This window comes from Luteimonas sp. KH_071 (genome assembly GCF_057838005.1).
This window is the reverse complement of the sequence record NZ_CM174458.1, coordinates 2246547-2260704: the sequence shown is the minus strand read 5'-3', so window position 1 is coordinate 2260704 and position 14158 is coordinate 2246547. Positions and strand designations below refer to the sequence as shown.

Annotated in this window: 12 protein-coding genes; 6 read left to right on the top strand and 6 right to left on the bottom strand. The window is 68.0% G+C overall.

Annotated elements, in window-relative coordinates; translation table 11 throughout:
• Positions 1–54 precede the first annotated feature (54 nt).
• From creB to AC3IRM_RS10420, 6 genes are all read left to right on the top strand, one after another.
• Entirely contained in the window at positions 55–735 is a 681-nt protein-coding gene (creB, locus tag AC3IRM_RS10445) for a two-component system response regulator CreB (RefSeq protein ID WP_489203097.1), read from the top strand.
• Between the two features lies 1 nt (position 736).
• On the top strand, positions 737–2164 hold the full coding sequence (gene creC / locus AC3IRM_RS10440) for a two-component system sensor histidine kinase CreC (RefSeq protein ID WP_489203096.1): 1428 nt from the start codon (positions 737–739) through the stop codon (positions 2162–2164).
• Positions 2165–2248: 84 nt separating this feature from the next.
• Complete coding sequence (creD, locus tag AC3IRM_RS10435) at positions 2249–3625, top strand: cell envelope integrity protein CreD (RefSeq protein WP_489203095.1); 1377 nt, start codon at positions 2249–2251, stop codon at positions 3623–3625.
• A 99-nt stretch (positions 3626–3724) separates the two neighbouring features.
• Complete coding sequence (locus AC3IRM_RS10430; protein WP_489205903.1) at positions 3725–4333, top strand: GNAT family N-acetyltransferase; 609 nt, start codon at positions 3725–3727, stop codon at positions 4331–4333.
• The gene (locus AC3IRM_RS10425; protein WP_489203094.1) at positions 4330–5223 is read left to right on the top strand and encodes a carbon-nitrogen hydrolase family protein; all 894 of its coding nucleotides are present in this window, start codon (positions 4330–4332) and stop codon (positions 5221–5223) included. The genes AC3IRM_RS10430 and AC3IRM_RS10425 overlap by 4 nt, the downstream gene beginning before the upstream one ends.
• 221 nt (positions 5224–5444) lie before the next feature.
• On the top strand, positions 5445–5570 hold the full coding sequence (locus AC3IRM_RS10420; RefSeq protein WP_489203093.1) for a hypothetical protein: 126 nt from the start codon (positions 5445–5447) through the stop codon (positions 5568–5570).
• Between the two features lie 271 nt (positions 5571–5841).
• Here the strand turns inward: AC3IRM_RS10420 and AC3IRM_RS10415 are convergent, their stop codons facing one another.
• The 6 genes from AC3IRM_RS10415 to phoB all read right to left on the bottom strand — a co-directional run bounded on the left by AC3IRM_RS10415 (position 5842) and on the right by phoB (position 14114).
• Positions 5842–6378 carry a phosphatase PAP2 family protein gene (locus AC3IRM_RS10415; protein WP_489203092.1) on the bottom strand — a complete coding sequence of 179 codons (537 nt, stop codon included), beginning with the start codon at positions 6376–6378 and terminating at the stop codon, positions 5842–5844.
• Entirely contained in the window at positions 6359–7549 is a 1191-nt protein-coding gene (locus AC3IRM_RS10410) for a glycosyltransferase family 4 protein (protein WP_489203091.1), read from the bottom strand. Before AC3IRM_RS10410 ends, AC3IRM_RS10415 begins: the two co-directional genes overlap by 20 nt.
• A gap of 176 nt (positions 7550–7725) precedes the next feature.
• On the bottom strand, positions 7726–9270 hold the full coding sequence (gene ppx, locus AC3IRM_RS10405; RefSeq protein WP_489203090.1) for an exopolyphosphatase: 1545 nt from the start codon (positions 9268–9270) through the stop codon (positions 7726–7728).
• A gap of 80 nt (positions 9271–9350) precedes the next feature.
• Positions 9351–11483, bottom strand: a complete 2133-nt coding sequence (ppk1, locus tag AC3IRM_RS10400; RefSeq protein WP_489203089.1) for a polyphosphate kinase 1 — start codon at positions 11481–11483, stop codon at positions 9351–9353.
• Positions 11480–12808 (bottom strand): phosphate regulon sensor histidine kinase PhoR, encoded by a 1329-nt coding sequence (phoR, locus tag AC3IRM_RS10395; protein ID WP_489203088.1) that lies wholly within the window; start codon positions 12806–12808, stop codon positions 11480–11482. The genes ppk1 and phoR overlap by 4 nt, the downstream gene beginning before the upstream one ends.
• Before the next feature lie 616 nt (positions 12809–13424).
• A complete protein-coding gene (gene phoB, locus AC3IRM_RS10390; protein ID WP_232138165.1) occupies positions 13425–14114 on the bottom strand; it encodes a phosphate regulon transcriptional regulator PhoB in 690 nt (229 codons plus the stop codon).
• Positions 14115–14158 lie beyond the last annotated feature (44 nt).

Below are 14158 nucleotides of genomic sequence, written 5' to 3'. Positions count from 1 at the left end.
CGGCCGCGGCATGCGTCGACCATTCCACACTGATCTGCGCGAGCCTCTTCGACGATGTCGCGAATTTTGCTGGTCGAGGACGAAATCGCGATCGCCGAGACCGTGGTCTATGCGCTGCAGGCCGACGGCCACACGGTGCGCCACTGCCTCGACGGGCAGCAGGCGCGGGCGGCAGTGCTCGAAACCGCCTTCGATCTGGCGATCCTCGATGTCGGCCTGCCGGACATCAGCGGCTTCGCGCTGTGCGGGGAACTGCGTAGGGGTACGCCGCTGCCGGTGATCTTCCTGACCGCGCAGGCGGCGGAATCGGAGCGCGTGCTCGGCTTCGATCTCGGGGCCGATGACTACATCGCCAAACCCTTCTCGCTGCGCGAGCTGGTCGCGCGGGTGCGTGTGGTCCTGCGTCGCGGCGTGCCCGATACGGCAACGCCCGAATCGAAGCGCATCGGCGCATTCGAGCACGATGACGAAGGCCGGCGTATCCGCTATCACGGACATGCGCTCGATCTCACACGCTACGAGTACGGTCTGCTCGCCGCGCTGCTGGCGCGGCCGGGTGCGGTGCTGTCGCGCATGCAGTTGATGGAGCGGGTGTGGGGCGATGCCCTCGACAGTGGAGACCGCACCGTGGATACCCACGTGAAGACCCTGCGCGGCAAGCTGCGCGCGGTCGCGCCCGAGGTGGATCCGCTGCGCACGCATCGCGGCATCGGCTATTCGCTGGATCTCGACTGAGGTGCGCATCGGCCTGCGCATCCTGCTGGGCTATTTCCTGATCGTCGCGCTGGCGGCGTTCCTGTTGATGCGCGTCTTCACCCAGGAGATCAAGCCGGGTGTCCGCCAGGCGATGGAAGACACACTGGCCGATACCGCCAACGTGCTCGCCGAACTGGCGACGGACGATTTCCTCGCCGGGCGCATCGACGACGGCCGCTTCGCCACTCGCGTGCGCGCGCTGCGCGAACGCGATATCGGCGGCAACATCTGGGGCTTCCGCAAGACGCAGGCCGAGTACCGCGTCTACGTCACGGATGCCGACGGCATCGTGGTGTTCGATTCGGCGGGCCGCGATCTCGGCCGGGACTACTCGCGCTGGAACGATGTGCTGCTGACGCTGCGCGGGCAGTACGGCGCGCGGTCCACACGCAGTGATCCCACCGACGACAGCACCTCGGTGATGCACGTCGCCGCGCCGATCCGCGACGGCAACCGCGTCATCGGCGTGCTGACGGTGGCCAAACCCAACAGCGCGATCGCGCCCTTCATCGCCCGCAGCGAGCGCACCATCCTGCGCTGGGGATTCCTGCTGCTGGGCACCGCGCTGGCGGTCGGGCTGCTCGCGGCGTGGTGGCTGTCGCGCCAGCTCGGTGGCCTGCGCCGCTACGCCGACAAGGTCACGGCAGGCGAGCGCGCGACGCTGCCGGATGCCGCCGGCGAGTTCGCCGATCTCGGCCGCGCGCTGGAAACGATGCGCGAGCGGCTCGAGGGCAAGCAGTACGTCGAGCGCTACGTGCACGCGCTGACCCACGAACTGAAAGCGCCGCTGGCGGCGGTGCGCGGCGCCTCGGAACTGCTCGAATCGCCCTTGCCGGACGCCGACCGCGCGCGCTTCGCGACCAGCGTGCGCGAGCAGAGCGAGCGCATGGCGCAGATGATCGACAAGCTGCTGGCACTGGCGGCGGTGGAACATCGCCAACGGATCGAGCAGCCGGCCGATATCGACGTGCGCACCCTGATCGACGCGGCCGTCGCGCCGTTCGCGGATGGCGGCGTGCAGGTGCAGGTCGACTCCGGGGACGCCGCCGGACTGCACATCCGCGGCGACGCCTTCCTGCTCCGGCAACTGCTGTCGAACCTCGTCGACAACGCCTGTGATTTCTCGCCGGCCGAAGGCGTGGTCGACGTCACGGCTCGCCGCGATGGCGGGCTGCTGCAGATCGTCGTGGCTGATCGCGGACCGGGTGTGCCGGATTACGCGCTGCCGCGCGTCTTCGAACGCTTCTTCTCGCTGCCGCGCCCGGGTGGCCGCAGCCGCAGCAGCGGTCTGGGCCTGGCGTTCGCGGCCGAGGTTGCGGCCCTGCATGGCGGCGCCGTGAGTCTGGAGCACCGCGATGGCGGCGGCACGCTGGCGACCGTCGAACTGCCACTGTCCGTCGCCGACTGAGACTTCTTCTCCGCTTCACACAGCCCACCGCGTGCCACCACGGACGCGGCGCAGTCTGCGCGCACCCCAACAAGGAGCGTCGCGATGCGACTGATGCTGAAGATCCTGATCATCGCCGGGCTGAGCCTGGCGATCCTGATACCGCTGGTGCTGATCCGCGCCGTGATCCACGACCGCGAGCAGCACCGCGCGGCCGCGGTCGCACGCATTGCCTCGAGCGAGGCGGGCGCGCAGACCTTGAGCGCGCCGGTTCTCGTCGTGCCCTACACCGAACGCGTGGAAGTGGAACAGACCGATGCCCAGGGCCAGCCGACCGGCCGCGTCTGGCGCGACCGCACCGGCACCTGGACGTTCTTTCCCAAAACCATGGAGATGACGGGGACCATGTCGCCATATCTGCGCCAGCTCGGCCTGCACGACGTCCGCATGTACGCGCTCGGTGGGCAGCTCTCCGCGGACTTCGACGTGCGGCTTCCCGACGATGCCGAAGGTCTGCCGCCGCGCCGCATCGGGACGCCGTGGGTCGGTTATACGGTCGCGGATGTGCGTGGCCTGCGCGGCACGCCGCGCCTGCGGATCGATGGCGCCGGCATCGCGCTGCACCAGGGCGCGGGTGCCGACGGTGGCAGCGGCGTACATGGTGTGCTTGCTGGGCCGGCACTGGCTGGCGCGCCGCTGCGCCTGCGCACGGTGCTGGACTTCGAACTGACCGGCGCCGAGACGCTGGCCGTCGTGCCGTTGGCCGACGAGAACCGGGTGACCCTCGATTCCGCATGGCCGCATCCGCAGTTCAACGGCCGCTTCCTGCCGCGCGCCCGTGAGGTCGGCAACCACGGCTTTCACGCGGAGTGGGCGGTGTCCTCGCTGGCCAGTGACGCGCAGCTGCAGTACCGCAACGGCACGCGTGCCGAATCCCACACCGCGTCGCTGCTGCGCGGACACGGCGACGCGGGCGTCGACGTGCTCGGCATCTCGCTGGTCGACCCGGTGGATGCGTACACACGGGCCGACCGCGCCAGCAAGTACGGCATTGTCTTCGTGCTGCTGACCTTCACCGCATTCTTCATGTTCGAGATGCTGCGGGGCCTGCGCATCCACGCGATCCAGTACGGACTGGTGGGGCTGGCGCTGGCGATCTTCTTCCTGCTGCTGCTCGGCCTGTCGGAACACATCGCATTCGACCGGGCCTACCTCGCCGCCAGCGGCGCCTGTATCAGTCTGATCGGCGTGTATCTGAGTGCGGTACTGCACAGCCGGGCGCGCGGACTGGGCTTCGCGGCCGGACTGGGCCTGCTCTACGCGGCGCTGTACGGGTTGCTGGTCTCGGAGGACAACGCGCTGGTGCTGGGCGCCGGCCTGCTGTTCGCGATCCTTGCGGCGATCATGCTGGTGACGCGCCGGGTGGACTGGTACCAGGTCGCGGCCACGCCGACGGCGCCGCCGCCCTTGCCGCCGCGTTGATCGAACGGTTCTGTGCACGTGGCCGCCGGCCTGCCTGCGGCCACGCTGCGTTCCGTGGTGCAGACGAAGCGCCGACTGCACCCATGCGAAACTCCCGCCATGACGTCTTCAGCTCCCACCGTGCGCGCGCTGTCCGGCGATGCCCTGCAGCCCTGGCTCGAGGCGGTCGCGCAGTTGCGCATGACCGTGTTCCGCGACTGGCCTTATCTGTATGCGGGCGACGCCGACTATGAGCGCGCTTACCTGGCCGCGTATGCGCGCTCGCCGCGCAGCGTGTTCGTGCTGGCCTTCGACGGCGACACCGTTGTCGGCGCGTCGACCGGCCTGCCGCTGGCCGACGACACGGCCGAGTTCCAGGCGCCGTTCGTCGATCAGGATGTCGCGGTCGACCGCGTGTTCTATTTCGGCGAATCGCTGCTGCTGCCGCAATGGCGCGGACACGGGATCGGTCACCGGTTCTTCGATCTGCGCGAGGCACATGCGCGCGCGCTTGGCGATTTCGATCTGACCGCCTTCGCCGCTGTCGATCGCGCCGAACACGATCCGCGTCGGCCCGGCGCGCATCACGACAACGAGGTGTTCTGGCACAAACGCGGCTATGTGCGGCAGCCGGGCATGACCATGTTGCTGCGCTGGAACGAAGTCGATGTCGGCGATGTGGCGCATCCGATGACCTTCTGGACCCGTCCGCTGGAGGCGCGTGCATGAGGGTCGCCGCCGCACGCTATGCGATCGGCATGCCGCCGGATTTCGACGCCTTCGCCGCGCACCAGAGACGCCTGCTCGGCGACGCCGCCGCGCTGGGTGCGCAGGTCGCGGTGCTGCCGGAATACCTCGCACTGGAACTGGCCGCGACCTTCGACGACAGCGTGCGCGCCGGCACGCTCGCCTCCATGGCGGCGGTCCAGCGCTACCGCGGCGACTGGCTCGCGCTGTTCGCAGGGATCGCCCGCGACACCGGCATGCATATCGTCGCCGGTTCGTTTCTGCTCGACATCGGCGATGGCCGCTACCGCAATCGCGCCGACCTGTTCTCGCCGGCGGGCGGTCACGGCTGGCAGGACAAGCTGCAGCTGACCGGCTTCGAGAAACAGACCGGCGTGATCGAACCGGGCGACACGCTGAAGGTCTTCGACCTCGGCGGCGTGCGCGCCGGCATCGCGGTCTGCTACGACATCGAGTTCCCGCTGCCGGCGCGCACGCAGTGGGAGGCCGGCGCGCGGCTGCTGTTGGTGCCCAGCTGCACCGACACCGATGCAGGTGCGACGCGCGTGCGCGTGGGCTGCCTGGCACGCGCGCTGGAGAACCGCTGTTTCGTCGTCCAGTCGGTGACGGCGGGCGAAGCGCCCTGGACGCCGATCCTCGACGTCAATACGGGCCGCGCGGGCCTGTTCGCGCCGATGGATGTGGGGTTCCCGTCGGACGGGGTGCTGGTCGAGACGGGGAATACGGATGTCTGGGCGATCGCGGACGTCGATGTCGACGCACTGGAAGCTGCGCGTGTGGATGCGCAGGTCGACAATGACCGGGATTGGGTGGGGCAGGTAAGGCCGGCCTTGGCGCGGGCGGTGTTGTCGTCGTTCGATTCGCCCGCTTAGCGCTCGCACCCGCGCCAGTCGCGCGAGAGACTCGCTTCTGATCTTCGATCAGGCGATGCCACGACTTGAACACCCGTAGGGCGCCGCACCTGGATGTGCGGCGTTTTTCGACCGAGCCAGGATGGCGAGTCGAAAAATGCCGGAACAAATGACACGCCGGATGAGCTTCCTCGGGGCTGGCCCTTTTCTTTGGTTCCGTTTCTTTTGGGCCAGCAAAAGAAATGAACCCGCTCGCCGCAAGGCGAGTGGAAGCGTTTGATCTTGCTTCTCGCCGTGAGCGCGAAGCGGAACAGCAACGTCAGACGCTTTCGTCCGCTGACGCGGCCGAGTTCATCTCTTTTGGTTGACGCCCACGCGCGCAGCGCGAACGGCGCGGCCGGCCCCGAAGGGGCGAGCATCGAAGATGCGAGTCAAAGAAACGGAACCGAAGAAAAACGTCTCCCCGCCACGTCCACAGCCCGCGGCTTTTTGTACACAGGGATTTTCCGACTCGGCATCCTGCCTCGGTCGGAAAACGCCGCCCATCCATGGGCGGCGCCCTACGGGTCGGCACACTTTGCTGGAGCGTCCTGCGTTATGGTGAAGCGACAGCCGACCAGCCAAACGCCAGGCGCCGAATCAGATGACACCAACACACCACAACGAAACAGTCCCCAACACGCTGCCAATCGCCGTCGCCGCCAGCACATCACTCGGATAGTGCAGGCCCAGCACCACCCGCGACACCGCCACACTCGCCGCGAACGGCACCAGCACCCCGGCGAGCACCGGATACCACGCCACCGCGACGATCGAGAACGACACGGCGTGCAGGGTGTGGCCGGACGGAAAACTGAACTCGTCGAGCGGGGCGACCCACGCGCGGATGCGGCCGTCGGCGGCGAAGGGGCGGGGACGTTTCGTCCAGCGCTTGAGGGTTTTGTAGAGCAGCAGGGCGACCGCGCCGGTGGCGGCCATGTGCGTCGCGGCGACCAGACCGTCGAAACCGTCGACCAGCACCAGCGCGGCCATCAGCAGGTACCAGAACACGCCGTCGCCGAGGCGGCTGACCGTCGAGAAGTAGCGGCGGATCCAGAGTCGGGTGCAGGCGCGGTTGGCGCGCAGGCACCAGCCGGTGTCGTGGTGGAGCAGTCGGCTACGCGGCGGCGCGTCCATCGGCATCCTCGGCATCGGTCGGGGCGGAAAGCGGTATGCGCGCATCGGGCGCGCCGCCACGCAGGCCGGCCAGCAGCGCGTCGAGATCGTCGGCGACGTGCCTGGGCGTCAGGCGACGCATGGCTTCGCGACCGGCCAGGCCCATCGCGCGCCGCGTGGACGGATCGCGTGCCAACGCCACCGCAGCGGCGACGAATGCATCTTCGTCGTCGCCGGCGATGCGGACGCCCTGGAACCCGTCGCACAGGTGCTCGGTCGCCGCGCCGTGGTCGAAAGCGACCTGCGGCACGCCGCAGGCCATCGACTCGAGCACCACGTTGCCGAAGGTCTCGCTGCGGCTGGGAAACAGGAACAGGTCGGCGCTGGCGAAGTGCCGGCCGAGGTCGTCGCCGCGCTGCGAGCCGCTGAATATGAAATCCGGATTCGCGGCCTGCAGCGCGTTGCGCTCAGGGCCGTCGCCGACGAACACCATGCGCGCGTCGGTATGTTCTGCCTGCAACGCGCGAAACGCACGCACTGCGAGGCCCAGGTTCTTCTCGGCGGCGATGCGACCGACATGGATCGCGACGAGGCCGCTGTCGTCGACGCCCCACTGCGCACGCAGTCCCGCGTCGCGGCGCGCCGGATCGAACTGTGCGCAGTCGACCGCGCGCGAGAGCACCACCGGATGGCCGATCCCGGCCTCGCGCAGTTCGAGTGCGAGCGCGCGCGTCGCTACGAGCGTCGCGTCGGCGCGCGCGTGGAAGCGGCGCATCCACGACAGCGCAGCCGGCTGCAGCCACGGCACACCGTAGGCACCCATGTAGAGGTCGAAGCGCGTGTGCAGCGCGGTGACCACCGGGATGTCGAGCGCCTGCGCGGCATTGAGCGCGGACCAGCCCAGTGGGCCCTCGGTTGCAACGTAGATGGCGTCTGGGCGGGCGGCGCGCCAGCGTGCACGCAGTTGCCGGCCGGCCGGCAAGGCGAGCCGCAAGCCTGGATAGCGAGGCACGCGCATGCCGCGGATGCGCAGCGATTGCGCATCTCCACCCGGCGGTTCGCCGGCGCGGGCGGAGCGGATCACCTCGACCGCGTGTCCCCGCGCGCGCAGGCCGCGGACATAGGATTGCAGCGTCAGGGCCACGCCGTTGATATCGGGCGTGTACGTATCGGTGACGATCGCGTAGCGCATCGTTCGGTCCGGTCGCTGGTTGTGGACAGCTTGGGCGCGGACGATGCCGCTCCGATGACCGGGGTTTGACGCTTCGGTGACAGCGTGGCCGCGTGGGAGCGCGCTTGCGCGCGATGGGGTCCAGCGGGGCAGCCGCGTCGCGCGCAAGCGCACGCCCACAACTGACCCGCGGGCACTCAGTCCGCGGTGAGTGCCAGCGTGATGCCCAGCGCGGCCATGTCGTCGGGCTCGCCCTCCAGATCAGTCCGCAGCAGCGGACGCGCCTCGAGCCACTGGCGCGGCAGACGCAACTGCAGCAGCGGGCCATCGGCGCTGGCGTGCAGATGCGGAATTTCCTCGGCCTCATGGCTGCGGTGCAGCAGCACTGCCAGACGCAGCAGCGCGGCGGTGCGGCGGGCCGGCAGCAGCAGGCGGTCGGGCAGGGCCTCGAACGCGGACTTGCCGACTTTGCGCCGCTGGCAACGTACCAGCGTCGCCAGGAATTGTTGCTCCTGACGCGAGAAGCCGGCGATGTCCGAGTGTTCGAGCACATAGGCGCCATGCACGTGGTACTGGCTATGGGCGATCACCAGCCCCAGTTCGTGCACGCGCGCGGCCCAGGCCAGCATGCGCAGGTTGTCGCCGTCGAGATTCCAGCTGCGCGCGACCTGGTCGAACAGCCGCAGCGCGGTCGTCTCCACCTGCGTCGCCTGCGCCTGGTCGATACCGTAGCGCTGCTCGAGCGCAGCGATCGAGCTTTCGCGGGGATCGTCGCTGCCGCCGCGGCCCAGCATGTCGCGCAGCACACCTTCGCGCATGGCCGCTTTGCTGACCTGCATGCGGTCGATGCCGAGCACCTGGAACGCGGCTTCCAGCACCAACACGCCGCCGGCGATGATCGGGCGACGGTCATCCGACAGACCGGGCAGGTGGATCGCATCGATGTGCCCGGCCTGCAGCAGGGTGTCGCGCACGATCGGCAACGCCTGCGCGGTCACCGCGCCCTTGGTGAGCTTCATCGCCGCGCAGATTTCGCCGATGGCCTTGTTGGTGCCGGAGGCGCCGACCACTTCCTGCCAGCCGAGCGCGCGATAGGTACTGGCGAACTGCTGGAATTCCGCCGAGACCTCTGCCAACGCCTCCCGCCAGCGCTTCTTCGACAGCTTGCCGCCGGGAAAGAACCGTCGCGTGCTGGCGACGCAGCCGATCTGCAGACTCTCGCGTTCCAGCGCGTCGAGGCCGCTGCCAATGATGCATTCGGTCGAGCCGCCGCCGATGTCGATCACCAGCCGGCGCTCACCGGGTTTCGGCGGCTGCGCGTGCGAAACCCCCAGATAGATCAGACGCGCTTCCTCGCGGCCCGAGATCACTTCGATCGCATGACCCAGCGCAGTTTCCGCCGGTACCAGGAATGCCTGTGGCGCGGAAAGCCGGCGCACGGTGTTGGTGGCCAGCGCGCGCACACGCTGCGGCGGGATGTCGCGAATGCGCTGGCCGAAGCGGGACAGGCACTGCAGCGCACGCTGGCGCACTTCGGGCGTGAGACCCCCGCGGCCATCGAGGCCTTCCGCCATGCGCACCGTTTCGCGCAGCCGATCCACGACGCGCAACTGCCCCAGCGTGTAGCGGGCCACGACCATGTGGAAACTGTTGGACCCCAGGTCGATCGCGGCGAGCATCTCGCCATCCTCGAGCGGTGCCGTCAGTGCGTCGGCGAGCGCGAGCGTGTCATGACCGGTCATGGCGTTCCTGGATGCCGCGGCGCAAGGCGCGCCCGCGGCGTTGGGGGAGCGCGCATGTTAATGCATGCCGGTCGCCCCGCTCAGCCGCACAGGTGCGCGAGCAGCCAGCCTTGCGCGGAGTGCGGCATCGTGTCGCCATCGGGCACGATCTTGACGTAGCTGCCGTCCTCTCGCAGTTCCCAGGCATTGACGTTGTCGGCCAGATAGTTGTCCAGCGACTCGCTGCGCACGCGTACCGCGATGTCCGGGTCGAGGATGGGGAACCCGGTTTCCACGCGACGCAGCAGGTTGCGCTCCAGCCAGTCGGCGCTGGCGCAGAACAGGTCCGGGTCGCCGTCGTTGGCGAACCAGTACACGCGGTGGTGTTCGAGGAAGCGGCCGACGATCGAGCGCACGCGGATGTTCTCCGACACGCCCGGCACGCCGGGTCGCAGCGCGCACGCGCCGCGGATAATCAGGTCGATCTGCACCCCGGCCTGCGAGGCCACGTACAACGCACGCATCACCTGCGGTTCGTTGAGGGCGTTCATCTTGGCGACGATGCGCCCCGGCCGCCCGGCCTTCACATGCGCGGTCTCGCGCTCGATACGTGCGATCACCCCGGCGTGCAGGGTGAAGGGCGACTGCAGCAGTCGCTTGAGCCCGATCGCCGGCGCCAGGCCCGACATCTGCTGGAACAGCAGGTGCACGTCGTTGCTGATGTCCGGATCGGTCGTCAGCAGGCCGAAGTCGGTGTACGCCCGCGCGGTGCCGGCGTGGTAGTTGCCGGTACCCAGATGCACGTAGCGGCGCAGCTTGCGGCCTTCGCGGCGCACCACCAGCAGCATCTTGGCGTGGGTCTTGTAGCCGACCACGCCATAGACCACCTGCACACCCGCTTCCTGCAGCCGGTCGGCCAGGCCCAGGTTGGCTTCCTCGTCGAAGCGCGCGCGCAGTTCGACGACGACGGTGACGTCCTTGCCGTTGCGCGCCGCCTGGATCAGGTGTTCGACGATGCCCGAGTCCTTGCCGGTGCGGTACAGCGTCTGCTTGATCGCCAGCACGTTCGGGTCTTCGGCGGCCTGCTTGATCAGCTCCAGCACCGGGGCGAACGAATCGAAGGGATGGTGCAGCAGGATGTCGCCGTCGGCGATGAGTTCGAACATCGCATCGGTACCCTTGGGCATCCGCTGCTGGAAGGTCGGGAACTTCAGGTCCGGTCGCTGCACCAGGTCGAAGATCTGACTGATGCGGTTGAGGTTCACCGGCCCGTCGATGCGATAGACCGCGTTCTCGGGCAGGTCGAAATTCTGCAGCAGCGTGCGCACGATCGGCTTCGGACACTTGGCCGAAATCTCCAGCCGCATCGCCCGCAGATAGCCGCGGCCTGCCAGCTCGTCGCGCAGGGCGAGGGCGAGGTTCTCGACTTCCTCGTCGTCGACGATCAGTTCCGAATTGCGGGTCACGCGGAACTGGTAGGCGCCCTTGACGTCCATGCCGGGGAACAGCTCATGCACGAACTCCGACAGCACCGACGACAGGAACACGAAGTCGTATTCGCCGCCGGAAATGCTCTCGGGCAGCTGGATGATGCGCGGCAGCGAGCGTGGGGCGCGCACGATGGCGAGGTTGCCCACGCGGCCGAAAGCATCCTTGCCCTTGAGCACGACGACGATGTTGAGCGACTTGTTGAGGATCTTCGGGAACGGGTGCGCGGGATCCAGCCCCAGCGGCGACAGCACCGGCATCACTTCGTCACGGAAGTAGGCGCGCAGCCAACGGGTCTGACGCGCGGTCCACTGGTCACGACCCAGTACGCGCACGCCGGCTTCGGACATCGCCGGCCGCAGCACCTGGTTCCAGCACGAATACTGCGCCTCGACCAGCTGCGCGGTGCGCTCGTGGATGCGTTTGAGCACCGTGGCCGGGGTCAGCCCGTCGGGCGGCAGCGGCACACCGAAATCCTGCGCGTGGTGCATCGTCGCTGCGCGAATCTCGAAGAACTCGTCGAGGTTGGTGCAGGCGATGCACAGATACTTCAGGCGCTCGAGCAGCGGTACGGACTCGTCCTGCGCCTGCGCCAGCACGCGGAAGTTGAAGTCCAGCTGCGACAGTTCGCGGTTGAGGTACAGCGCGGGGTCGCGCAGCGGATCGATCGGATCTGCGAGAACCTCGGGTTCCAGGCCACGCGTGGATTTCGTGGATGTGTGGACGCGGGGGCGGGCGGCGCTCATGCGGTGGCTCCGAAATACTGGGTGTCACGGGCGCGGACGCGCTCGGCGGTGAAATGACAGGCGAAGCGGCTGCCGGCGCCGACCTCGCTCTCGATCTCGAGTCGTGCCTGATGCAGGTGCAGCACGTGCTTGACGATGGCGAGGCCGAGGCCGGTGCCGCCGGACTCGCGCGAGCGGCTGGTCGAGACGCGATAGAAGCGTTCGGTGATGCGCGGCAGGTGCGTGGCCGGAATGCCGTAGCCGGTGTCCTCGACAGAAAGCGCCACACCGCCACCGGCGAGTGGCGCGTAGCGGATCGTGATGCGGCCACCGGCGGGCGTGTAGCGCACGGCATTGCTGACGAGATTCGAGAACGCGCTGTGCAGCTCGCGGGTCGAGCCGATGAGATCGGTGGGCGAGGTGTCCTCGACCGAGATGGTGTGCCGACCCTGACTCAGCACTTCGAGTTCTCGCCGCAGCGAGGCCAGCATCGAGGCCATCGAGACGCTCTCGTCGCCGACGCTCTCCTGCGCCTCGAGGCGCGACAGCGTGAGCAGGTCCTCGACCAGCTGGGTCATGCGCTGCGACTGGTTCTGCATTTCGGCCAGCATCGGCGCCCACTCGGGCTGCTCGGCCGGATCGAGCATGTCGAGATAGCCGTGGACGACGGTCAGCGGCGTGCGCAGCTCGTGCGAGACATTGGCGACGAAATCGCGGCGCATCTGCTCGAGCTTCATGATCCGGGTGACGTCGCGGGCGAGCAGCAGCCACAGATCTTCGGAGTATGGAATCAGCCGCAGCTCCAGGCGCGTGCCGGAGGAGTGCGGCGAGGGGACATCGAGCATCGGCTCGGCGCGGCGCCCTTGCGCCAGCCAGTGCGCGACCGGTAGCGGCTGCAGCATGTCGCCCACCGGCTTGCCCACATCGCGCGGCATCTGCAGCCCCAGCAGGCTGGTCGCTGCGCGGTTGAACCACTGGATGCGCTGGCTGTTGCGCTCCACCACGACCACCGCATCGGGCAGTGCGGCCGCCACGGCGCGGTACGCGCGCAGCATCGCGATCAGACGCCGCTTGCGTGCGCGCATGTCCTGTTGTCCACGGTGCAGCATGCGATCGGTCTCCTGCCAGACGCCGTCTCCCTGCGGCGGCGGCACACGGCTGCGCGAGGTCAGGCGCGTCAGCAGGTCATAGAGCTTCCAGTAGTGCCAGACCAGCACGCCCAGCGCCGCGATCGCCAGCGCCATCCACACATGCCCCGCGATCGCGCCCAGTACAGCCGCCACGCCGAGTACAGCGACAAGCTGCACCAGCGTGCGGGTCCAGGCGGCGTGGATACGAGGCGGCATGTCGTGGAGTCTAGGCAATGTCAGGTGACAGGTTGGCGTAGTAAATCAGGATGTTGAGGGTGCTTTGCTGTTGCTGTTGCTGTTGCTGTTGCTGTCGAGGTTGCCGTTACTTGAAACAGAACGCCCCGCATACAACGCTGACCCGGAGGGCGCCGCCCAAGGATGGGCGGCGTTTTCCGACCGAGGCAGGATGCCGAGTCGGAAAATCCCGTTGCACCTGCCGCCGCGGGCTGTGGACGTGTCGGGGAGGCCGTTTTCTTTGGTTCCGTTTCTTTTGGGCCAGCAAAAGAAATGAACCCGCTCGCCGCGAGGCGAGTGGAAGCGTTTGATCTGTGTTTTGCCGTAAGCAGCGAAGCGAAAAGCAGCGTCAACCGCTTTCGTCCGCTGGCGCGGCCGAGTTCATTTCTTCTGGTTGACCCCAAAAGAAACGGAACCAAAGAAAAGCGTCTCCCCGACGATGCAAATCCGGTCATTCGTTCGTTCCGGAATTTTCCGACTCGCCATCCTGGCTCGGTTGGAAAACGGCGGGCATCCATGCCCGCCGCCCTCCGGGTGTTCGATCTGCACAGCTGCGTTTCGAGAGTCAAAAGCGCAAGCAGGTCGGCTGGAGCGTCCCTTACACCGACGCCGAGAATCGATACCCCGACCCCCGCACCGTCTGCACCATCCCATCCAGCGCACTCGGTTCGAGCGTCTTGCGCAGCCGGCGGATGTGCACGTCCACCGTGCGTTCCTCGACGTAGACGCTGCCGCCCCACACATGGTCGAGCAGCTGCGAGCGGCTGTAGACGCGTTCGGGATGGGTCATGAAGAAATGCAGCAGGCGGTACTCGGTCGGTCCGATCGTCACCGGCGCGTCGCTGGCGAACACGCGGTGTGCGGCGCCGTCGATGCGCAGGGCGCCGACGGTCACGCTGCCGTCCTCGTCGTCGTCGCGGGCGCGGCGCATGACCGCGCGGATGCGGGCCAGCAGTTCGCGGGCCGAAAACGGCTTGACCACGTAGTCGTCAACGCCGGCTTCAAGACCGCCGACGCGGTCGTTCTCTTCGCCGCGGGCGGTGAGCATGATGATCGGGATATCGCGGGTCAACGCATCCTTGCGCCAGCGGCGGGCAAGTTCCAGGCCGCTTGTGCCCGGCAGCATCCAGTCGAGCAGGATCAGGTCCGGTACCCGGTCGACGATCGCCGACTGCGCCTCGCGGGCGTCGCCGGCGTGCATCGGTTCGAACTCGCCCTTGCGCAGCGCGAAGGCCACCATGTCGCGGATCGCCGGTTCGTCATCGACGATGAGGATGCGTTTCTGCATGGATCTGTCCATAGCGCCGGGGGGATGACGCCATTACACGACAG

What these genes read in the sequence shown, in the direction of transcription:
- creB (WP_489203097.1), top strand. Translation starts at nt 55, where the DNA reads ATGTCGCGAATTTTGCTGGTCGAGGACGAAATCGCGATCGCCGAGACC.
- creD (WP_489203095.1), top strand. Translation starts at nt 2,249, where the DNA reads ATGCGACTGATGCTGAAGATCCTGATCATCGCCGGGCTGAGCCTGGCG.
- AC3IRM_RS10430 (WP_489205903.1), top strand. Translation starts at nt 3,725, where the DNA reads ATGACGTCTTCAGCTCCCACCGTGCGCGCGCTGTCCGGCGATGCCCTG.
- AC3IRM_RS10425 (WP_489203094.1), top strand. Translation starts at nt 4,330, where the DNA reads ATGAGGGTCGCCGCCGCACGCTATGCGATCGGCATGCCGCCGGATTTC.
- AC3IRM_RS10420 (WP_489203093.1), top strand. Translation starts at nt 5,445, where the DNA reads ATGAACCCGCTCGCCGCAAGGCGAGTGGAAGCGTTTGATCTTGCTTCT.
- AC3IRM_RS10415 (WP_489203092.1), bottom strand. Translation starts at nt 6,378, where the DNA reads ATGGACGCGCCGCCGCGTAGCCGACTGCTCCACCACGACACCGGCTGG.
- AC3IRM_RS10410 (WP_489203091.1), bottom strand. Translation starts at nt 7,549, where the DNA reads ATGCGCTACGCGATCGTCACCGATACGTACACGCCCGATATCAACGGC.
- ppx (WP_489203090.1), bottom strand. Translation starts at nt 9,270, where the DNA reads ATGACCGGTCATGACACGCTCGCGCTCGCCGACGCACTGACGGCACCG.
- ppk1 (WP_489203089.1), bottom strand. Translation starts at nt 11,483, where the DNA reads ATGAGCGCCGCCCGCCCCCGCGTCCACACATCCACGAAATCCACGCGT.
- phoR (WP_489203088.1), bottom strand. Translation starts at nt 12,808, where the DNA reads ATGCCGCCTCGTATCCACGCCGCCTGGACCCGCACGCTGGTGCAGCTT.
- phoB (WP_232138165.1), bottom strand. Translation starts at nt 14,114, where the DNA reads ATGCAGAAACGCATCCTCATCGTCGATGACGAACCGGCGATCCGCGAC.